Annotated in this window: 16 protein-coding genes and 2 pseudogenes; 10 read left to right on the top strand and 8 right to left on the bottom strand. The window is 61.8% G+C overall.

Annotated features, from left to right (window positions below; all coding sequences use genetic code 11):
- From BFP90_RS29380 to BFP90_RS26685, 5 genes and pseudogenes are all read right to left on the bottom strand, one after another.
- Window positions 1-322, bottom strand: a 322-nt coding sequence (locus BFP90_RS29380) for an alpha/beta fold hydrolase (protein WP_256097300.1), incomplete at its 3' end; no start/stop codon positions are given.
- A 39-nt stretch (window positions 323-361) separates the two neighbouring features.
- Window positions 362-952 carry an amino acid synthesis family protein gene (locus BFP90_RS26695; protein WP_065898439.1) on the bottom strand — a complete coding sequence of 197 codons (591 nt, stop codon included), beginning with the start codon at window positions 950-952 and terminating at the stop codon, window positions 362-364.
- 248 nt (window positions 953-1,200) lie between these two features.
- Window positions 1,201-1,716 (bottom strand): annotated as a pseudogene (locus BFP90_RS29750) (methyl-accepting chemotaxis protein); the annotation flags it as partial.
- A 345-nt stretch (window positions 1,717-2,061) separates the two neighbouring features.
- Window positions 2,062-3,144: pseudogene (locus tag BFP90_RS29745) on the bottom strand (cache domain-containing protein); the annotation flags it as partial.
- A gap of 143 nt (window positions 3,145-3,287) precedes the next feature.
- The gene (locus tag BFP90_RS26685) at window positions 3,288-4,178 is read right to left on the bottom strand and encodes a bestrophin family protein (RefSeq protein ID WP_057721971.1); all 891 of its coding nucleotides are present in this window, start codon (window positions 4,176-4,178) and stop codon (window positions 3,288-3,290) included.
- 330 nt (window positions 4,179-4,508) lie between these two features.
- Between BFP90_RS26685 and BFP90_RS26680 the strand changes: the two genes are divergently transcribed.
- Both BFP90_RS26680 and BFP90_RS26675 read left to right on the top strand, forming a co-directional pair.
- Window positions 4,509-5,360, top strand: a complete 852-nt coding sequence (locus BFP90_RS26680) for a hypothetical protein (RefSeq protein WP_170875999.1) — start codon at window positions 4,509-4,511, stop codon at window positions 5,358-5,360.
- Window positions 5,361-5,362: 2 nt separating this feature from the next.
- Window positions 5,363-6,388 carry a GGDEF domain-containing protein gene (locus tag BFP90_RS26675; RefSeq protein ID WP_065898438.1) on the top strand — a complete coding sequence of 342 codons (1,026 nt, stop codon included), beginning with the start codon at window positions 5,363-5,365 and terminating at the stop codon, window positions 6,386-6,388.
- A 17-nt stretch (window positions 6,389-6,405) separates the two neighbouring features.
- Here BFP90_RS26675 and BFP90_RS26670 read toward each other — a convergent pair whose 3' ends face one another.
- Window positions 6,406-6,705 carry an ArsR/SmtB family transcription factor gene (locus BFP90_RS26670; protein ID WP_065883595.1) on the bottom strand — a complete coding sequence of 100 codons (300 nt, stop codon included), beginning with the start codon at window positions 6,703-6,705 and terminating at the stop codon, window positions 6,406-6,408.
- 91 nt (window positions 6,706-6,796) lie between these two features.
- Between BFP90_RS26670 and BFP90_RS26665 the strand changes: the two genes are divergently transcribed.
- Window positions 6,797-7,888, top strand: a complete 1,092-nt coding sequence (locus BFP90_RS26665; protein ID WP_065898437.1) for an NADH:flavin oxidoreductase/NADH oxidase — start codon at window positions 6,797-6,799, stop codon at window positions 7,886-7,888.
- A 288-nt stretch (window positions 7,889-8,176) separates the two neighbouring features.
- Window positions 8,177-10,312 (top strand): TonB-dependent siderophore receptor, encoded by a 2,136-nt coding sequence (locus BFP90_RS26660; RefSeq protein WP_065898436.1) that lies wholly within the window; start codon window positions 8,177-8,179, stop codon window positions 10,310-10,312.
- Window positions 10,313-10,445: 133 nt separating this feature from the next.
- Here BFP90_RS26660 and BFP90_RS26655 read toward each other — a convergent pair whose 3' ends face one another.
- Together BFP90_RS26655 and BFP90_RS26650 are read right to left on the bottom strand one after the other, a co-directional pair.
- Window positions 10,446-11,168, bottom strand: coding sequence for a FadR/GntR family transcriptional regulator (locus BFP90_RS26655; RefSeq protein ID WP_065892027.1), 723 nt, complete (start codon window positions 11,166-11,168; stop codon window positions 10,446-10,448).
- Between the two features lie 48 nt (window positions 11,169-11,216).
- Complete coding sequence (locus BFP90_RS26650) at window positions 11,217-12,953, bottom strand: IlvD/Edd family dehydratase (protein ID WP_003173349.1); 1,737 nt, start codon at window positions 12,951-12,953, stop codon at window positions 11,217-11,219.
- 193 nt (window positions 12,954-13,146) lie between these two features.
- Here BFP90_RS26650 and BFP90_RS26645 point away from each other — a divergent pair, with 193 nt between their 5' ends.
- The 6 genes from BFP90_RS26645 to BFP90_RS26620 form a co-directional block, all read left to right on the top strand.
- Window positions 13,147-14,469: an MFS transporter gene (locus BFP90_RS26645; protein WP_065892029.1), complete on the top strand. Its 1,323-nt coding sequence runs from the start codon at window positions 13,147-13,149 to the stop codon at window positions 14,467-14,469.
- Between the two features lie 15 nt (window positions 14,470-14,484).
- Entirely contained in the window at window positions 14,485-15,474 is a 990-nt protein-coding gene (gene araD1 / locus BFP90_RS26640; RefSeq protein ID WP_065892031.1) for an AraD1 family protein, read from the top strand.
- 11 nt (window positions 15,475-15,485) lie between these two features.
- Window positions 15,486-17,066 (top strand): aldehyde dehydrogenase (NADP(+)), encoded by a 1,581-nt coding sequence (locus BFP90_RS26635; protein WP_065898435.1) that lies wholly within the window; start codon window positions 15,486-15,488, stop codon window positions 17,064-17,066.
- A gap of 16 nt (window positions 17,067-17,082) precedes the next feature.
- Window positions 17,083-17,946, top strand: coding sequence for an SMP-30/gluconolactonase/LRE family protein (locus tag BFP90_RS26630; RefSeq protein WP_065898434.1), 864 nt, complete (start codon window positions 17,083-17,085; stop codon window positions 17,944-17,946).
- Window positions 17,947-18,084: 138 nt separating this feature from the next.
- On the top strand, window positions 18,085-19,089 hold the full coding sequence (locus BFP90_RS26625; protein WP_065898433.1) for a substrate-binding domain-containing protein: 1,005 nt from the start codon (window positions 18,085-18,087) through the stop codon (window positions 19,087-19,089).
- Window positions 19,086-20,233, top strand: a 1,148-nt coding sequence (locus tag BFP90_RS26620) for an ATP-binding cassette domain-containing protein (protein ID WP_065896060.1), incomplete at its 3' end; no start/stop codon positions are given. The genes BFP90_RS26625 and BFP90_RS26620, both read left to right, overlap by 4 nt.

Genomic DNA, 20,233 nt, shown 5'->3' with positions numbered 1-20,233 from the left:
AATGCAGGGCAAACGCCCGTGCGACCAGGCCGCCCATGGAAAACCCGATCACCGTGGCCTGGGGCACTTGCAGGTGGTCGAGCAGTTCCAGCAACTGGTCCGCATAGCCGAGCAACGGCGTGCCGGCGGCCGGGCGCGGGCTGGCGCCATGGCCGAGCATGTCATAGCTGATCACATGGTATTTCGTGGCCAGGCCAACGACTTGCCCGCCCCACATTTCTTTGTTCAGGCCCACGCCGTGGATCAAAACCACAGGCTGGCCTTGGCCGGTCGCCAGGTAACTGGTGCCGGCCGGGGTGCGTTCAGCGGTGAGCCGAATCATGGAGCGCTCCTGCATGCTTTTTGTCATGGCCGGTGTTGCTTACTGGGCTTGTTCAGCCGCCAGCTCTTCCAGGTCGATGTAACGGTTGCCGATCCGTGGGTGCAGGCGACCGCCATCGGCGCAGCCCAGCACGACGACGATTTCGTCGGCGCGCGGCGCGTCTTCGATCTGCATTTCCAGGGTGATGTAATGCGAGCGCAGGCCTTCGTCGTCCTTGTGCATCATCGGAATCTGGATCGAGGTGCCCGGGCCGCCGCGCTTGTTGGTGAAGCTCAGGTAGCTCTTGGCCTTGACCGCTTCACGGTAGTGGTTGCCGAAGCGCAGGGTATGGATGATCGCGCTCGCGTGTTCGATCTCGCCATCGGCACCCACCACGGCCGCTTTGCCGTAGGCCTCGATGTTCTCGGCGCCGCCGATGATGGCGACCAGGCGCTCGACCATCAGCGCGCCGAGGTCGGAGCAGTTGGCACGAATTTCCGGCTTCAGGTCTTCGACGAAACCACAACCCAGCCAGGGGTTTTTCAGCACCACGGCCAGTCCGACCATTTTCACGGGCGTGTCGGAGGCTTTGCCGCCCTCGATAAAGGTCTCTTCTACATAACTGACGATCTTGCGGATTTCGAAACTCATGGGCTGCTCCGTCTAAGTGAGGGTCTGCGTATGATGGTATACCATAATACGATAAGCGCAATAGCTGTAGGAGCGAGCGTGCTCGCGAAAAACTCACAGGCACCGCGTTCATTCAGGAAGCACGCGTTATCGTTGACGTTTTTCGCGAGCAAGCTCGCTCCTACAGTTGCTCGCTGGCAGTGCTTGAGGGGGGAAGGGGTGCAGCGATCAGGCGGTGAAGGGCTCACCGCCTGCTTTGGGAGAGGACGTCAGAACTTGAAGCGGCCCACCAGACCGTTGAGCTGACCGGAAATGTCGGTCAAACGCCCCGAGCCGGTCTGCGCGGTATGCGCAAACTCTTCAACCAGCTGCGCATCGGCATGGATCTGCGCGATGTGCCGGTTGATCTCTTCGGCCACCTGGTGCTGTTCTTCGGCGGCCGTGGCGATCTGGGTGTTCTGGTCGCGAATCGAGTCCACCGAGCCACGGATCTTTTCGAAGCTGTCGCGGGCCTGCTGGATACGCTCCACGCTGGTGTGCGACACCAGCAAACTGCCTTGCATCTGTTGGGTGACTTCCTGGGTGCGGCGGGCAAGATTGCCCAGCAGGCTGTCGATCTCGCCGGTGGAATCGGCGGTGCGTCGAGCCAGGGCGCGGACTTCGTCGGCCACTACCGCGAAACCACGGCCCTGGTCGCCGGCGCGGGCCGCCTCGATCGCGGCGTTGAGCGCCAGCAGGTTGGTCTGTTCGGCAATCGAACGGATGGTGTCGAGGATGGTGTTGATGTTCTGGCTGTCCTGCTCCAGCAACTGCATGGTCTGGGTCGACTTCTGCAAGTCTTCGCTGAGCTTGAGCACGCTGCCGGTGGCTTCGCCGATGTGCTGCTGGCCGTTGTGTACGTCGCGATAGCCTTCGTCGGCACTCACCGCAGCGGCGCTGCAGGAACGGGCCACTTCATTGGCGGTTGCCACCATCTCGTTGAAGGCGGTGCTCACCAGTTCCACCGCTTCGCGTTGGCGACCGGCGGCCTGGTTCATGTTACTGGCCACTTCGCTGGTGTCGGCGGCGGCGGTTTGCAGGTCCGAGGACGCGTTGCCGATGCGTTGCACCAGTTGGGCAATCATGCCCAGGAACTGGTTGAACCAGCCGGCGAGGATGGCGGTTTCGTCCTTGCCTTGCACCTTGAGCTGGCGCGTAAGGTCGCCTTCACCTTCGGCGATTTCCTGCAGGCCATCGGCCACGCCGCTAATCGGGCGCACGATCACGCGGGCGAAACTGGCGCCGACAATGGCGAACACGACGGCCAATACCGCGGCGATGGCCGCGATCAACCAGGTCAGGCGGGTGGCACCGGCCATTACTTCATCGCGCTTGATCAGGCCGATAAAGCGCCAGCCCAGGTCTTTGGAGCTGACCACGTTGGCCATGTAGGCCACGCCGTCGATGTCGACCTGAGTCACGCCGTCGCCGCCCTTGGCCAGTTCGGCGTAGTTGGGGCCCAGGTCGGCCAGGGGCTTGAAGTTGTGCTTGGCATCGCTGGGGTCTACCAGCACGTTGCCGTTGTCTTCCACCAGCATCAAGTAGCCGCTGTCGCCCAGCTTGATGGTGCGTACCAGTTCAGTGAGTTGCTTGAGCGACACGTCCAGGCCGACCACGCCGAGGATATTGCCCGTGGCATCGGCGACGGCGCGCACGGTACCGATCAGCACCACATCGTCCGGCGCCCAGTAGTAGGCACCGGTGCGCACGGTCTTGCCCGGGGCAGCGACGCCGGCCTGGTACCAGGGGCGCACGCGTGGGTCGTAGTTGTTCAGCTTGGTGTCGTCCGGCCAGCTGGCGTAGCCGCCATCGCGCAGGCCCAGGGACAGGTAGGCGGTGCTGGGATGGCTTTTGGCGAACTGGTCGAATATCGCCAGCAGCTCGATATTGGTCGGTGTGAGGGGGATTTTCGCCCCATCCGCGCCGGCGTAGCTTTTCAGGTCCTTGGCCGCAACAACGCGCGGGTCCTTGGCCACGAATTCCACGTTCTGGCTGATGCCGTCGAAAAACTGCTTCATGCCATTGTCGATCTGGCGGATCTCGCGACCGCTGCTGTCGAGAAAGTTGGCAAGGGCGCCTTCGCGCACATTCAACACCACAATAACGGCGACCAGGATGACCGGCACGCACGCGATGGCCGCAAACGCCCATGTCAGCTTCTGCTTGATATTCATGACTTCACCCGCGGGTATTTATAGTTTTGGCAAGGGGGAAACGGTCGTGCTAAGCGTCGCATGCGTTGTTATGGGGCCGAGGCCATGCGTACCCTCGGTTTATCGACCGAGGGCGCCGGCACTTGAGGGGGAAGGGCGGGGACTCAGCCGATTTGATCGCCGGCCAGGGCGTCACGGCGCATGGACTGCAGGTTTTTCTCGATGGTTTCGCAGATGGCTTCCATTTGGATCTGATGTTCGCTGGAGCGAAACGGGCTTTGCAGGTCGGTGCCGATGCGTTCGATCGCCAGCAGCATGAAGCCCACCACCGTAGAGGCCAACGGGGTGAACCAGCCGAGGGATTCCACCAGGCCCACCGGTACGATCAGGCAGAACAGCGAAATGAACAGCCGGGGGAAATACACGTAGGGGTAGGGCAGCGGCGTGTTGGCGATGCGCTCCATGCCGCCCTGGGCATTGGACAGGTCCACCAGGGTCGACTCCAGCCGCGCCAGGCGGATGCTGTCCAGGTGACCGGCCTTGTATTCCCGGGCGAGCAAGGCGGCCGAGCCGGTCAGGATGTCGTTGGCGAAGTTGTTGGTGGCGCCATTGCGCGCGAATTCCTCGTCAGGGATGAACGCGCGCACTTCCTCCGGGCAGGGCTCGCCCTTGAGGTGCGCGGCCAGGCAATTCACATAGGCCACATGACGGCGCAGCAGGGTCGATTTGATCGGGTTCACTTCGCTGTCGGGGTCGTCCAGCAGGGTCAGCACCTGGCGCGCGAAGCTGCGCGAGTTGTTGACCATCGAGCCCCATAAAGTGCGCGCTTCCCACCAGCGGTTGTAGGCGCTGCTGTTACGAAAGCTGATCAGCACCACCAGCGCCGAACCCAGCAAGGTCAGAGGCATCAGCGGCAAGTTGATCTTGGAGTTGAGGAACAGCATGAAATCCACCGTGACGGCGATATCCCACAACAACAGCCAGAACAGGGCCCAGCCCACATAGCCCATGGTCTTGATGATCAGGCGGTATTTCTTGAGAAGGGCAGCTTTCAAACGAGAACCTCGCGCGTGCGTTTGGCGACAATGCCAGGTTACGACGCCGCAGGCGGATGAAGGTTCGCCCAACGAGACCTGGTTGGATGTTTTAGCGCGACGCCAGGGTGGATGTAACAGGAAGTGTCTTCGAACTGCCGATGGCAGGGGGCACCGGGGAAACTGGAACAACTTTGGTACTGATGACGTCTTGCGCAGCAATCGCTGTACATTGCGTTCGAGGCAAAAAGCCATTAACCGCAGGGTTTACCACGTGATTTGTTTTGGGGCCGGGCTGCAGGGATTTCGTAGCTGAGATCAGGAATCAAGTTGGATGATCAGGGCTCTTTCATGCATGTCAGTTCGTTGAAGTCGGCTATGTGGAGTACCGCGCAAGCAATCGAACGTCATAAGGATTTTGAATCGTGCTTGAGAGCGCATTACCACGTGCTGCTCGTGCCCTATTCCAGACGACCGTTTTTCTATAAGAGTGCACTTAAATACAGTCGTCTGATGGTGTCGTTTGCGTTATTGAGTGAGTACTTCGCCACACCGTTACCGTTGTTGTCCGAAGTTAAAACCCTGTGCGTGACGCGCAGGTATTGTTCAAAAAACAGCCTGGAATCAATGTTTCTGTTATTACGGGCGCTGGGCTTTATGGAGGTGGCGCCGCACCCGGAAGACAGTCGTTTCCGAGTGTATGCGCCCTCGGATGAAGCCTGCCGTGAAGCACGCTTGATGTTGAACTCGCTTACCGAGTCGTTGGCGCGGCTGTACCCTGACCGGGCGATATTCCGGAAAATGCGCGAGCTGGATGATCGCGGCTTCCTGGCCCTCTACTTCAGGGGCTTTGCCATCATTCTCGACGCCGACCTGACGGTCGATGTATTGCTGCCCGAGTGTTACTGGCTGGTGAAAAGAGACGCCGGGCACCTGTTGATGCTGGCCATTTATAACGACGCCTTTGCGCCGGAAAATGATCGGGCAACGTTCAGGTCATCGTCTTATCTTGCCTTGGCCAAGCAACTTTCGGTGTCCAAGACCCACATTATCCGAATGGTTCAGGAGGGCGTTGAAAAGGGCTATTTCAAAGCGCACTCCAAGACCCGCCTGGAAGTGCTGCCACCCTTCGTCAGCCTGGTAAAGCGGTTCATGGCCTTTTCATTTGCGGTGGGCCTGCATGCTATTGAAATGGGAGCGTAAGGATGCCGGCTCACTTGAAGTTAAGACCCAGGATGCGCAGGTTGTTGTCGCCTGCGGTCACGCAAGCCGAATGGATAGGCATCATTGCCTGGACAGGTATCGGTTGGATGCAGGCAACGCTGTTGGACCTGTATATGTTGAGTGTCACCCTTGCCCTGTTGCTTGTTTGCCGTGTTCATTCGCTGACGACGAACTTTCTACTGTGGCGCTTGCTGGGGGTGACCTACATCGTGCTGTTGTCAGTGGGGTTTGCCTATGTGATTCACTTGAATCCGCAATTGCGTATCTATGGCTTGCCCTTGGCGGTCACCCTGGTGGTCGGCAGCGCCATCCTGTTTATCAGCGTTCAGGACTATCTGGTTGGCGCGCTGTCGGTGTGGCTCATCCTGTGGTCGCCCATGCAGGCCGAGCTGTATGCCGCAACCCAAGGCTATCTGTTGATATTTTGCGCCTCGTCGGTGTCGATCGGTTTTATCCTCAGTTACTCGTACCTGAAGAACCTGCGTTCGGTGTTGCTGGTGGAAAGTGAGTTTCGCGCCTTGGCCGAGACCGATTACCTGACCTCCATCCTCAACCGGCGCGCGTTCATGCAGAGCTTCGAAAAGCTGCTAGACAGCGGCCACGGTGGCTACTTCATCATGCTCGATATCGACAGTTTCAAGGCGATGAACGACCGGTATGGCCACGACGTTGGGGACAAGATTCTGCGCGCCATGGCGCTCTGCCTGAAAAACGCCAAAGGCAGCTACAGCTTTGGAAGGATCGGCGGGGAAGAGTTCGGCGTGCTGTTGCAGGGCGATGACCCGGCGTTTGCCTGCGAGTTTGTGCTGGATTTGCTGCAGGCGATCCGTTGCAGCGTCGCGGCCCCGCACAACTATACGTGCAGTGCCGGCATGGCGCGCTTTACGTCAGGTGACGAACTGTCGATGGTACTCAAGATCGCCGACAAGAACCTGTATGGCGCCAAGCGCAATGGCAAGGACTGTGTGCATCTCGATGGCGCGCCGCTGCGGCCCGTCGCGGCCTGAAGCGCAGCCGGCGTGATTCAGCGCTGGGCCAGTACGCTGGCCAGCAACCCGGGGAAACGCTCCTCGAGTTCATCACGGCGCAATGAGTTCATGTGGGTGGTGCCCACATTGCGCGTGTTCACCAGGCCGGCGTCGCGCAATACCCTGAAGTGGTGGGACACGCTGGATTTGGGTCGCCCTCCGTCCAGTTCACCACAGGTGGCTTCGGGCACGTCGGCCAGGCAGCGCACGATTTCCAGGCGCACGGGGTCGCTGAGGGCGTAAAGCAGACGCTCCAGCGTGAGTTCTTGCAGGGTAGGGTGTTTGAATGCGCGCATGGAGCGAATCATAACAGGGGGGTAGCACTGAACACCATAGTTCGATTACCATCGAACTATCGAATCAACCACCTTTCCCTCGGAGTATCTGATGTCCGCATTATTCGAACCGTTCAAACTCAAAGACGTTACCCTGCGCAATCGCATTGCCATTCCACCGATGTGCCAATACAGGGCCGACGACGGCATGGTCAATGACTGGCACCACGTGCACTTGGCCAGCATGGCCCGTGGCGGTGCCGGCCTGCTGGTGGTCGAGGCCACCGCCGTCTCGCCTGAGGGGCGTATCACTCCAGGCTGCGCCGGTATCTGGAGCGATGCCCATGCCCAGGCGTTCGTTCCCATGGTCAAGGCCATCAAGGCGGCGGGCTCCGTACCGGGTATCCAGATCGCCCACGCCGGTCGCAAAGCCAGCGCCAACCGTCCATGGGAAGGCGACGACCACATCCCTGCGTCCGATGCCAGTAGCTGGGAAACCATCGCCCCTTCGGCGATTGCGTTCGGCGAGAACCTGCCCAAGGTGCCGCGTGCCATGACCCTGGACGATATCGCCCGGGTCCGGCAGGATTTCGTCGACGCCGCCCGTCGCGCCCGTGATGCCGGTTTTGAGTGGATCGAACTGCACTTCGCCCATGGCTATCTGGGCCAGAGCTTTTTTTCCGAACACACCAACCAGCGCACCGACGCCTACGGTGGCAGCTTCGACAACCGCAGCCGCTTCCTCCTGGAAACCCTGGCCGCCGTGCGCGAAGTCTGGCCGGAAAACCTGCCGCTTACCGCACGCTTCGGTGTGATCGAATACGACGGTCGCGATGAGCAGACCCTCACCGAGTCCATCGAACTGGCGCGCCGTTTCAAGGCCGGTGGTCTGGACCTGCTGAGCGTCAGCGTCGGGTTCACCATTCCCGACACCAACATCCCGTGGGGCCCGGCCTTCCTGGGCCCGATCGCCGAGCGTGTGCGCCGCGAAGCGGGTATTCCGGTGACATCGGCGTGGGGCTTTGGTACGCCGCAACTGGCCGAAGGCGCGCTGCAGGCCGGGCAACTTGACCTGGTGTCGGTGGGCCGTGCGCACCTGGCCGATCCGCATTGGGCGTACTTTGCGGCCAAGGAGCTGGGCGTGGACAACGCCTCCTGGACCCTGCCGGCGCCTTATGCGCACTGGTTGGAGCGCTATCGCTGAGGCCAGTAAAAAGCGTTTTTGCGCATATCTAAATGTGGGAGGGGGCTTGCCCCCGGTAGCAGTGGCTCAGTCTCAATATTTTTGACTGATACACCGCCATCGGGGGCAAGCCCCCTCCCACATTTGTTTTTCATCCACCAGACAATCCGCGCCACTTCGTACAAAGCTGATACACGAAAAATAACAAATGAGAACGGATATCAAACGAGAATGCATTGATATATGATGCGCGGCGAATTCTTGGCAGGTTTGCCGCCCCATCTGGCTCATTCACTAGGTTCAACATCCATGCGTCGTACCCTGATTTCCATCTGTGTGCTGCAGGCGTTTTCCCCGTTCAGTTGGGCAGATAGTGCCCCCACCGAAAAAACCAGCCTTGAGTTGCAGGCGACCACTGTGACCGGCACGGCGGATTTCGAGACGGCTCAAGGACCGGTCAAGGGCTACCACGCCACACGTTCAGCCAGTGCGACGCGTACCGATACATCCATCCATGAAACACCGCAGTCCATCACCGTGGTCTCCAGAGACGTGGTCGAGGACATCGGTGCGACGCGTCTGCAAGATGCGCTCGATTACGCGGGCGGGGTGGGCCGGGCGAATAACTTCGGCGGCCAGGGCCTCACCAATTTCACCGTGCGCGGTTTTACCACGGCAGAGTTCTATCGCAACGGTTTCCCCGTGAACCGCGGCTACCCGGCCATGCCCGACGCCAACACGATCGAACGTCTTGAAGTGTTGCGTGGCCCGGCGACCATGCTCTACGGCCGGGGCGATCCCGGCGGCACCTTCAACGTGGTGTCCAAGCAGCCGTTGGCCGAGCGCACGGTCACACTGGGCAGCCAACTGGATGATCAAGGCATGAAGCGCGGCACCCTGGATGCGTCCGGCCCGCTGGATGAAGAAGGCCGCCTGGCCTATCGCCTGAATGTGGTGGGCGAGGGCGGCGATACGTTCCGCGACCATGTCTCCACCGAACGCTACGGCGTGGCCCCGGTGCTGACCTGGCAAGCGACCGATGAGACCAAGGTGATCTTCGAAGGCGACTTCATACGCAACAACCACCCGCTGGATCGCGGCCTGACCCGCTTTGCCAACCAGCGCGGCACGCCGTCGCGCGACACCTTCTGGGGTGAAAAGTACGCCGGTGACCTGCACAACGATAACAACACGGCCCAGTTGCGCTTCGAGCATCTGCTCAACGACAACTGGACCCTGGGCGGTGGGTTCCAGTGGCTGGACGGCACGATGAAGGGCGATGGCGTGGAGGCCAATAACGCGAGCAGCCTCGGCGCTGACGGCCGCACCCTGCAGCGCAACTTCAACTACCGCAAGCTGGAATGGACCGACAAGGACTATCAGCTCAACCTGACCGGGCATTTCTCCACCGGTGGCCTCGACCACACCTTGCTCACAGGCATCGAATACGAAGATTACGATTACAAGTCGATCATCCAGCGTTCCAGCGCTGCAGCGGGGACTTTTCCAATCGATATCTTCAACCCGGTCTATGGCCAGCCACGTCCGGCGCTGACCCGCACGCCGACCCACGATAAAGAAAACCTCAAGACCTATGCGGTCTTCGTCCAGGACCAGGTGGCGCTGACCGAACGTTTGAAAGTCCTCGCCGGCGCACGCCTTGAGCGCTTCGAGCACCAGTACGAATCCTATGTGTCGGGCGTCAAACCCTGGAACGCAGCCGACAACGCCGTCACCCCGCGCGTCGGCGTGATGTATGACCTCACCGACACCGTCGCGCTCTACGCCGATGCCGCCCGCTCCTTCAAGCCGAACACCGGTGCCAGCCGTCAAGGTGGCGGGTTCGAGCCGGAGAAAGGCAAGTCCTATGAGATGGGCGTGAAATGGGAAGCGCTGGATAAACAGCTGAGCGTCGATGCGGCGATCTACCAGATCGAAAAGAAGAACGTCCAGGGTGTCGACCCGCTCAACGCCGATTTCAAGGTCGCGACCGGCGAGGTGCGCAGCCGTGGTTTCGACCTGAACGTGGCCGGCAACCTGACGCCTGAATGGCGGATGATCGGCGGCTATGCCTATGTGGATGCCGCCGTTACCAAGGACACGACGGTGCGTACCGGGACGCGTCAGGCCAACATCCCGCGCAACAGTTTCAGCCTGCTCAACGTGTACGAGTTCCAGGATGGCGCACTCAAGGGCCTGGGCCTTGGCGCCGGTGGCAAATACGTGGCTGATCGTGCCGGGCAGACCGCCAATTCCACCTTCACCATGGACGCTTACACGGTGGTCGACCTGCTCGGTTACTACAAGGTCAACGAGAACGTGCGGCTCAACCTGGATGTGAAGAACCTGTTCAACCGTGAATACGAAGAGGGCTCGTTCCTGAACTTCTATGCCTACCCGGGTGAGCCGCGCACCGTGCAGGTGGGCATCGCCTACACCCTCTGACGCTGTACACAGTCCAAATGTGGGAGGGGGCTTGCCCCCGATGCGGTATGTCAGCCAGCTCTGTTGTCGCTGACCCACCGCCATCGGGGGCAAGCCCCCTCCCACATTTGATTCCATTTATCCCTTGGGCGATCTACAACGGCGTCAACACATTCATCACCGTATCCAGCGCCACGCGGGTGTCATCCAGTTGCACCAGCGAGGCATGCCGCGCGCCCAGCGCGTCACGGTTTTTTATCGCGGTCAGAATCGCCTTGTGCCGGGGCAGGCTCAACCCCTGGATATCCGGGCGGCGGTTGGTGATGTTGATCGATTCACGCAACGGCAGCGAAAGCATGTTGCACATGTAGGCGAGCAGGTCGTTGCGCGTGGCGTCGGCAATCGCACGGTGAAAATCCAGGTCGGCCTGCAACAGTTCTTCGTGGGTCTTGGCGGTTTCCATGCCCTGGTAGGCGTGTTCGATGATGGCGATATCTTCATCGGTGGCGGTGGTCGCTGCCATGGCGGCGATTTCCGGTTCGAGAATGCGCCGCACCCCGGCCAGGGTATTGAAGAATTCACTGTGGGGCGTGGACTGCATCAACCAGGACAGCACGTCCGGGTCGAGCAGGTGCCATTTCAAGCGTGGCCGCACCACCGCGCCCACGCGCGGCTTGGAATACACCAGGCCCTTGGCGCTGAGCACCCGCGTCGCCTCGCGGAGCACCGAACGGCTGACCTTGTATTCCTCGCAGAGCGTGGCCTCCATGGGCAGACGTTCTTCGGGCTTGAAGCGGCCGGAAACGATGTGCATGCCCAGGTCTTGAACGATCTGGGCATGCTGGCTCTTGCGCGGCTTGGGCGGCTGGTGATCCATAACGACGGGCAGGCTCTGACTTAGATTCGCGGCATCATAGCATCCCAATTAGTGGGAATGCCGTGGGACTTCAGCCCCTCGGCAACCCACCAGGAAGTCGAAGTCGCAGCCCTGGTCAGCCTGCAGCACATGGTCGATGTACAGCTGGCGATAGCCGCCGACGATGAGTTTTTCAGGTGGCGCCAGGTCGGCCATGCGCGCTGCCAGCTCTGCGTCGGGGATGTCCAGGTGCAGGCGGCCGTTGGCGCAGTCGAGCTCAATCCAGTCGCCTTCCTTCACCGCAGCCAACGGCCCGCCGGCCGCCGCTTCCGGCGCCACGTGCAACACCACCGTGCCGTACGCCGTGCCGCTCATGCGCGCATCGGAAATGCGCACCATGTCGGTCACGCCCTGGGCCAGCAACTTGGCCGGCAGGCCCATGTTGCCCACTTCAGCCATGCCCGGGTAACCCTTGGGCCCGCAGTTTTTCATGACCAGGATCGAGTTGGCGTCCACGTCCAGCTCCGGGTCGTTGATGCGTGCCTTGTACATGTCGAAGTTTTCGAACACCACCGCGCGGCCACGGTGCTGCATCAGCTCGGCACTGGCGGCCGATGGCTTGAGCACCGCACCGAGTGGCGCCAGGTTGCCGCGCAGTACGCAAATGCCGCCGTCGGCGCGGATCGGGTTGTCGAGGGTGCGGATCACCTCATCCTGGCCGTAGATCGGCGAGTCCTTGGTGTTTTCGCCCAACGACTTGCCGTTGACGGTCAAGGCATTCGGGTGCGGGATCAGGTTGGCTTCACCGAGACGGCGCAACACGGCGGGCAGGCCACCGGCGTAGTAGAACTCCTCCATCAGGAAGCGCCCCGACGGCTGCAAATCGACAATGGTCGGCATGCCACGGCCGATGCGCGTCCAGTCATCCAGGTCGAGCTCGACGCCGATGCGCCCGGCGATGGCTTTGAGGTGAATCACCGCGTTGGTCGAGCCGCCGATGGCCGCGTTGACGCGAATCGCGTTTTCAAACGCTTCTTTGGTGAGAATCTTCGACAGTTTCAAATCTTCGCGCACCATCTCCACCGCGCGCATGCCGGACATATGCGCCAGCACATAACGCCGCGCATCCACCGCCGGAATCGCCGCGTTGTGCGGCAGGGAGGTGCCCAGCGCTTCGGCCATGCAGGCCATGGTCGACGCGGTGCCCATGGTGTTGCAGGTACCCGCCGAGCGCGACATGCCGCCTTCGGCCGCAAGGAAATCATCCAGGGTGATGGTGCCGGCCTTGACCTGTTCGCTGAGCTGCCACACCACCGTGCCCGAGCCGATGTCCTGGCCCTTGTGTTTGCCGTTGAGCATCGGCCCGCCGGTGACGACGATGGCCGGCACATCACAACTGGCGGCGCCCATCAGCAGCGCCGGAGTGGTTTTGTCGCAGCCGGTCAGCAGCACCACGCCATCGATCGGGTTGCCGCGAATCGCTTCTTCCACATCCATGCTCGCCAGGTTACGCGTGAGCATGGCGGTAGGGCGCAGGTTCGATTCGCCGTTGGAGAACACCGGAAATTCCACCGGAAAGCCACCGGCTTCGATCACGCCGCGTTTGACGTGCTCGGCGATCTGGCGGAAATGCGCGTTGCACGGGGTCAGCTCCGACCAGGTGTTGCAGATGCCGATGATCGGCTTGCCATGGAACTGATGGTCGGCAATGCCCTGGTTCTTCATCCAGCTGCGGTACATGAAGCCGTTCTTGTCGGCAGTACCAAACCACTGGGCGGAGCGTAGGCCGGGCTTTTTATCAGACATGATCGATTCTCTTATTGTATGACTATATGTTCTAACCGTAGCTAAACATAAGCGCAAAAACCAAGCTTTGGAAGAGTTGTTTTGTAAATAGTCCTACTATATAGTCTTTCTCAACTGAGGTATGACCCTGGCGGATTTTCGCGAGAGGCGTCCCCCGAGCTTCTATAAAAACAACAATCGGAGATCGACCCCCATGAGCCAGGAACTGCGGCTTATTCGGCGCATCACGCTGAAACTGATTCCCTTCCTGATCCTGCTGTACCTGATTGCCTATGTGGACCGCTCCGCCGTTGGCTTCGCCAAGCTGCACATGGGCGCCGACGTCGGCATCGGCGATGCGGCCTATGGCCTGGGCGCCGGGTTGTTCTTCATTGGCTACTTCCTGTTCGAGATTCCCAGCAACCTGATGCTCGACCGCTTCGGCGCGCGGCGCTGGTTTGCGCGCATCATGATCACCTGGGGCACCATCACCATCGGCATGGCCTTTGTGCAGGGGCCGCACAGCTTCTACGTGATGCGCTTTCTGCTCGGCGCGGCCGAGGCGGGGTTCTTCCCGGGCGTGCTGTACTACATCACCCAATGGTTCCCGGTGCGCCATCGCGGCAAGATCCTCGGGCTGTTCATTCTGTCCCAACCCATCGCCATGATGATCACCGGCCCGGTGTCGGGCGGCCTGCTGGGCATGGATGGCCTGCTCGGCCTGCACGGCTGGCAGTGGCTGTTTATCGTGATCGGCACCCCGGCGATCCTGCTGACCTGGCCAGTGCTGCGCTACCTGCCGGACGGCCCCAAGCAGGTCAAGTGGATGAGCGAGGAAGAAAAGGCCTGGCTCACGGGTGAGTTGAACAAAGACCTGCAAGCCTACGGCCAGACCCGTCACGGCAACCCGTTGCATGCGTTGAAAGACAAGCGCGTGTTGCTGCTGGCGCTGTTCTACCTGCCGGTGACCCTGAGCATCTACGGCCTTGGCCTGTGGCTGCCGACCTTGATCAAACAGTTCGGCGGCAGTGACCTCACCACCGGCTTCATCTCCGCCGTGCCTTACCTCTTCGGCATCATCGGTCTGCTGATCATCCCGCGCAGTTCCGACCGCCTGAATGACCGTTACGGCCACCTCGCCGTGCTCTATGTACTGGGCGCCATCGGCCTGTTTTCAAGCGCCTGGCTGAGTGCGCCCGTGCTGCAGATGGCGGCGCTGTGCCTGGCCGCATTCGCCCTGTTTTCCTGCACCGCGGTGTTCTGGACCTTGCCGGGGCGGTTCTTCGCCGGCGCCAGTGCGGCGGCGGGTATTGCGTTGATCAACTCGGTGGGCAACCTCGGCGGGTACATCGGCCCGTTCGTGATCGGTGCGCTCAAGGAATACACCGGCAACCTGGCTTCGGGCCTGTACTTCCTGTCGGCGGTGATGGTGTTCGGGCTGGTCTTGACCGGCGTGGTCTACCGTGTGCTGGAGCGCAAGCATGTGCTGCCCGTCGACCAATTCGCCGCCAGCGCCCGTGGCGCCACACGACCTTAATCTGGGAGAAAATTCATGCGTTTAGTTCAGTTCGAGTCAAGCAACGGCGAACGCCGCGTCGGCGTCGTCGAGGGCAGCCAACTGCGTGAGGTGCGCAGCGCGTGCAGCGTGCGCGAGTTGGCCCTGGCCGCCATCGAAGCGGGCGTGGGCCTGGAACAACAGGTGAACAGCCTCGGCCTGGGCGACAGCCACGACTATGCAAGCCTGCTGGCCGACCTGAAGGTCCTGCCGCCGCTGGATCATCCGGACCCTGCACACATGCTCATCAGCGGCACCGGCCTGACCCACCTGGGCAGCGCTTCGGCGCGGGACAAGATGCACCAGGCGGGCGACGAGACCGCCTTGACCGACACCATGCGCATCTTCAAATGGGGCGTGGAGGGCGGCAAGCCGGCGGCCGGCCAGGCGGGCGTGCAACCGGAGTGGTTCTACAAGGGCGACGGCAGCACCGTCGTGCGCCCGGGCGCTGCCTTCCCGGTACCACCGTTTGCCGAAGATGCCGGTGAAGAGCCGGAAATCGGCGGCCTCTACGTGATCGGCCCGGACAGCAAGCCCTATCGTGTGGGCTTTGCGGTGGGCAACGAATTCTCCGACCACATCATGGAACGCAAGAACTACCTGTACCTGGCCCATTCCAAACTGCGCAGTTGCAGCTATGGCCCGGAAGTGCGTGTCGGCGAGTTGCCCCAGCACCTGGCGGGCACCAGCCGTATCCTGCGCAACGGCGAGGAAATCTGGCGGAACGAATTCCTCAGCGGCGAGGCCAATATGTGCCACAGCCTGGAAAACCTCGAGTACCACCACTTCAAATACCGCCAGTTCCTCAAGCCCGGCGATGTGCATATTCACTTCTTCGGCACCGCCACACTGTCATTCGCCGACGGTATACGTACCCAGGCCGGCGATGTGTTCGAGATCAGCCAGGCTGAGTTCGGCGCGCCGCTGGTCAACAGCGTCGGCAGCAGCGATGCGGTATTCGAACCCGGCAACGTTATCACCCTTTAAAGGAGAGCCCCATGACCCAGTTCCTCGGCCACAACTACATCGGCGGCCAGCGCAGCGCCAACGGCAGCGTCAAGCTGCAAAGCGTCGACGCGACCACAGGCCAGGCCTTGCCCCAGGACTTCTATCAGGCCACCCCGGAGGAAGTCGACGCCGCCGCCAGGGCCGCCGCCCAGGCGTATCCAGCCTACCGCGCCTTGAGTGCGGCGCGGCGCGCGCAGTTCCTGGATGCGATCGCCGACGAACTGGATGCCCTGAGCGATAACTTCGTTGAGTTGGTGTGCCGCGAAACCGCCTTGCCGGCTGCGCGTATCAAGGGCGAGCGTGGGCGCACCAGCGGCCAGATGCGCCTGTTCGCCAACGTGCTGCGCCGGGGTGATTTCTACGGTGCGCGCATCGACAAGGCACTGCCGGATCGCCAGCCGCTGCCGCGTCCGGACCTGCGCCAATACCGCATCGGCCTCGGCCCGGTCGCCGTGTTCGGCGCCAGCAACTTCCCCCTGGCATTTTCCACGGCCGGTGGCGATACCGCGGCGGCGTTGGCGGCAGGCTGCCCGGTGGTGTTCAAGGCCCACAGCGGCCATATGGCGACGGCTGAACAGGTCGCCGATGCGATCATTCGCGCCGCGCAAGCGACCGAGATGCCCGCCGGTGTATTCAACATGATTTTCGGTGGCGGCGTCGGCGAAGCGCTGGTCAAGCATCCGGCGATCCAGTCGGTGGGCTTTACCGGCTCGCTCAAGGGCGGCCGTGCCCTGTGCGACATGGCCGCAGCCCGCCCGCAGCCGATCCCGGTATTTGCCGAGATGTCGAGCATCAACCCGGTGATTGTATTGCCCCAGGCCCTCAAGGCACGGGCCGAAAGCGTGGCCCGCGACCTGACCGCCTCGGTGGTGCAGGGCTGCGGTCAGTTCTGCACCAACCCAGGCCTGGTGATCGGCATCGCTTCGCCCGAATTCAGCGCATTCACCCAACAAGTGGCGCAGCTGATCGGCGAGCAACCGGCGCAGACCATGCTCAACGCCGGCACCCTGGGCAGCTACGGCAAGGGCCTGGAAAAACTCCTGTCCCACCCTGGCATTGAACACCTGGCCGGCAACGCGCAATCGGGCAACCAGGCGCAGCCGCAACTGTTCAAAGCCGATGTACGCCTGTTGATCGACGGCGACGAAGTGCTGCAGGAAGAAGTCTTCGGCCCCACCACGGTGTTTGTCGAAGTCGCCGACCAGGCCCAGCTCAGCACCGCCTTGCACGGCCTGCACGGGCAGTTGACGGCCACGATCATTGGCGAGCCGGGCGACCTGCAACAGTTCGCCGAGCTGACGCCGCTGCTGGAGCAGAAAGTCGGACGCATCCTGCTCAACGGATACCCCACCGGCGTGGAAGTCTGCGATTCGATGGTGCACGGCGGGCCGTACCCGGCCACCTCGGATGCCCGTGGCACCTCGGTCGGCACCTTGGCCATCGATCGTTTCCTGCGCCCGGTGTGCTTCCAGAACTACCCTGACAGCTTGCTGCCCGACGCGCTGAAGAACGCCAACCCGCTGCGTATCCAGCGGCTGGTGGATGGCGCGCCGTCTCGCGAATCGCTGTAAGTCACCCGGAGGCTTCATGACATTGAGCGCAGTCACCTCACACCGTGCCCGGTTGGGCGAAGGGCCGTTCTGGGATGCGCGGTCCCAGGCCCTTTATTGGGTGGATATCGCCGCCCGGCAGGCGCTGCGCCTGATGGGCGGGCAGTTGCGGGTCTGGCAATTACCCGAGCACGTCTCGGCGTTCATTCCCTGTGAAAGCGGCGATGCACTGGTGACCCTGAGCAGCGGTGTGTACCGGCTGGACTTGAACACCGAAGCCTTGACCCTGCTGTGCGTGGCCGACCCGCAAGCGGGCAACCGTGGCAATGAAGCGCGCTGCGATGCCCAGGGCCGACTGTGGCTGGGCACCATGCAGAACAATATTGGCGAGCAGGGTGAAGACCTGCCGATCACGCGACGCTCCGGCGGGCTGTTTCGCATCGATGCCGATGCGACGGTCACGCCGTTGCTCAGCGGGCTGGGCATTCCCAATACCTTGCTGTGGAACGAGGAGGGTAGCCAGGTGCACTTTGGCGACAGCCTGGATGGCACGCTCTATCAGCATTCGATCCACGCCGATGGCCGGCTGGCACCCGCACAGGTGTGGTTCGGCCCGCACGAACGCGGCGGGCCGGACGGCTCGGCCATGGACACTGAAGGCTATATCTGGAATGCGCGCTGGGACGGCAGTTGCCTGCTGCGCCTGGCGCCTGACGGTGAGGTGGACCGCATCATCGAACTGCCGGTCAGCCGGCCCACCAGTTGCGTGTTCGGTGGAGCGGATCTCACCACCTTGTATATCACCAGCGCCGCGAGCCCCTTGGGTCACCCCCTGGACGGTGCGGTGCTGGCCCTAGACGTTGATGTCCCTGGAAAACCTTGCACTCGCTTTGCCGGATAAACCCTGTAGGCGCGAGCTTGCTCGCGAAAAACGTCAACGATAACGCGTTCATCCTGGATGAACGCGGTGCTCTCAGGTTTTTCGCGAGCAAGCTCGCTCCTACACAAAAACACAAAACAACAACAAGGAGTCACCCGTATGAATCGTCGTCGTGGTTTGCGTTCCCTGTGCTGCGCCGCTGTGGCGGTCTCGGCCATGAGCTTGAGCGGGCTGTTGCTGGCCGCTGAAGAAGTGAAGATCGGCTTTTTGGTCAAACAGGCCGAAGAACCCTGGTTCCAGACCGAATGGGCCTTCGCCGAAAAAGCCGGCAAGGAGCACGGTTTCACCGTGATCAAGATCGCCGTGCCGGATGGCGAGAAAACCCTGTCGGCCATCGACAGCCTGGCCGCCAACGGCGCCAAGGGCTTTGTGATCTGCCCGCCGGATGTGTCCCTCGGCCCGGCCATCGTCGCCAAGGCCAAGGTCAACGGCCTCAAAGTGATGGCCGTGGACGACCGCTTCGTCGACGCCAAGGGCAACTTCATGGAAGACGTGCCGTACCTGGGCATGGCCGCGTTTGAAGTGGGCCAGAAACAGGGCGCCGCCATGGCCGCCGAAGCGAAAAAACGCGGCTGGGACTGGAAGGACACCTACGCGGTAATCAACACCTTCAACGAACTCGACACCGGCAAGAAACGCACCGACGGCTCGATCAAATCTCTGGAAGAAGCCGGCATTCCCAAGGACCATATCCTCACCGCCGCGCTTAAAACCCTCGACGTGCCCGGCAGCATGGACGCCACTAATTCGGCCCTGGTCAAGCTGCCCAGCGGCGCGAAAAACCTGATCATCGGCGGCATGAACGACAACACCGTGCTCGGTGGCGTACGTGCCACTGAAAGCGCCGGCTTCAAGGCCGCCAACGTGATCGGCATCGGCATCAATGGCACCGACGCCATCGGCGAATTGAAGAAAGCCGACAGCGGCTTCTTCGGCTCGATGCTGCCAAGCCCGCATATCGAGGGCTACAACACCGCTCTGATGATGTACGAGTGGGTCACCAAAGGCACTGAACCGCCGAAGTACACCGCGATGGACGAAGTGACCCTGATCACCCGTGCCAATTTCCAGGAAGAACTGACCAAGATCGGGCTGTGGAAATGACCGCTGCGGCCCTGCGTTTTGACGGTATCGGCAAAACCTTCCCTGGGGTCAAGGCGCTCGATGGCATCAGCTTCACCGCGCACCCGGGGCAAGTGCACGCCCTCATGGGCGAGAACGGTGCGGGTAAATCGACGCTGCTGAAGATCCTCGGCGGCGCCTATATTCCCAGCAGCGGCACGGTGCAGATCGGCGAGCGGGTCATGGCCTTCAAGAACGCCGCCGACAGCATTGCCAGCGGCGTGGCGGTGATCCATCAGGAGCTGCACCTGGTGCCGGAAATGACCGTGGCCGAAAACCTGTTCCTCGGGCATCTACCGTCGCGTTTTGGCGTGGTCAACCGCGGTGTGCTGCGCCAGCAGGCGCTGGCGTGCCTCAAGGGCCTGGCCGATGAAATCGATCCCCAGGAAAAGCTCGGGCGCCTGTCCCTGGGCCAGCGCCAATTGGTGGAAATCGCCAAGGCGCTGTCCCGTGGCGCCCATGTGATTGCCTTCGATGAGCCGACCAGCAGCCTGTCGGCGCGTGAGATTGATCGCTTGATGGCGATCATCACGCGCCTGCGCGATGAGGGCAAAGTGGTGCTCTATGTCTCCCACCGCATGGAAGAAGTGTTCCGTATCTGCAATGCGGTCACGGTGTTCAAGGACGGGCGCTTCGTGCGCACCTTCGAGGACATGAGCGCGCTGAGCCACGATCAGTTGGTGACCTGCATGGTCGGCCGCGATATCCAGGACATCTACGACTATCGCCCGCGCGAGCACGGCGAAGTGGCGCTCAAGGTCGACGGCCTGCTCGGTCCCGGCCTGCGCGCGCCGATCAGTTTCAACGTGCGCAAAGGCGAAATCCTAGGCCTGTTCGGCTTGGTGGGAGCAGGGCGCACGGAACTGTTCCGCCTGCTCAGCGGCCTGGAGCGTGCCAGTGCCGGCAGCCTGGAGTTGTGCGGTGAGCCGCTGCAATTGCGTTCACCGCGCGATGCCATCGCGGCCGGCGTACTGCTGTGCCCGGAAGACCGCAAGAAAGAGGGCATCATTCCGCTGTCCAGCGTTGCTGAAAACATCAACATCAGTGCCCGGGGCGCGCATTCGGCGTTCGGCTGGCTGCTGCGCGATGGCTGGGAAAAGGGCAACGCCGACGGGCAAATCAAGGC

Origin of the sequence: Pseudomonas sp. 24 E 13, assembly GCF_900004715.1 — a bacterium.
Classification (GTDB): domain Bacteria; phylum Pseudomonadota; class Gammaproteobacteria; order Pseudomonadales; family Pseudomonadaceae; genus Aquipseudomonas; species Aquipseudomonas orientalis_A.
This window is presented reverse-complemented; position numbering and strand designations above follow the sequence as displayed.

What these genes read in the sequence shown, in the direction of transcription:
- BFP90_RS26695 (WP_065898439.1), bottom strand. Translation starts at nt 952, where the DNA reads ATGAGTTTCGAAATCCGCAAGATCGTCAGTTATGTAGAAGAGACCTTT.
- BFP90_RS26680 (WP_170875999.1), top strand. Translation starts at nt 4,509, where the DNA reads ATGCATGTCAGTTCGTTGAAGTCGGCTATGTGGAGTACCGCGCAAGCA.
- BFP90_RS26675 (WP_065898438.1), top strand. Translation starts at nt 5,363, where the DNA reads ATGCCGGCTCACTTGAAGTTAAGACCCAGGATGCGCAGGTTGTTGTCG.
- BFP90_RS26670 (WP_065883595.1), bottom strand. Translation starts at nt 6,705, where the DNA reads ATGCGCGCATTCAAACACCCTACCCTGCAAGAACTCACGCTGGAGCGT.
- BFP90_RS26665 (WP_065898437.1), top strand. Translation starts at nt 6,797, where the DNA reads ATGTCCGCATTATTCGAACCGTTCAAACTCAAAGACGTTACCCTGCGC.
- BFP90_RS26660 (WP_065898436.1), top strand. Translation starts at nt 8,177, where the DNA reads ATGCGTCGTACCCTGATTTCCATCTGTGTGCTGCAGGCGTTTTCCCCG.
- BFP90_RS26655 (WP_065892027.1), bottom strand. Translation starts at nt 11,168, where the DNA reads ATGGATCACCAGCCGCCCAAGCCGCGCAAGAGCCAGCATGCCCAGATC.
- BFP90_RS26650 (WP_003173349.1), bottom strand. Translation starts at nt 12,953, where the DNA reads ATGTCTGATAAAAAGCCCGGCCTACGCTCCGCCCAGTGGTTTGGTACT.
- BFP90_RS26645 (WP_065892029.1), top strand. Translation starts at nt 13,147, where the DNA reads ATGAGCCAGGAACTGCGGCTTATTCGGCGCATCACGCTGAAACTGATT.
- araD1 (WP_065892031.1), top strand. Translation starts at nt 14,485, where the DNA reads ATGCGTTTAGTTCAGTTCGAGTCAAGCAACGGCGAACGCCGCGTCGGC.
- BFP90_RS26635 (WP_065898435.1), top strand. Translation starts at nt 15,486, where the DNA reads ATGACCCAGTTCCTCGGCCACAACTACATCGGCGGCCAGCGCAGCGCC.
- BFP90_RS26630 (WP_065898434.1), top strand. Translation starts at nt 17,083, where the DNA reads ATGACATTGAGCGCAGTCACCTCACACCGTGCCCGGTTGGGCGAAGGG.
- BFP90_RS26625 (WP_065898433.1), top strand. Translation starts at nt 18,085, where the DNA reads ATGAATCGTCGTCGTGGTTTGCGTTCCCTGTGCTGCGCCGCTGTGGCG.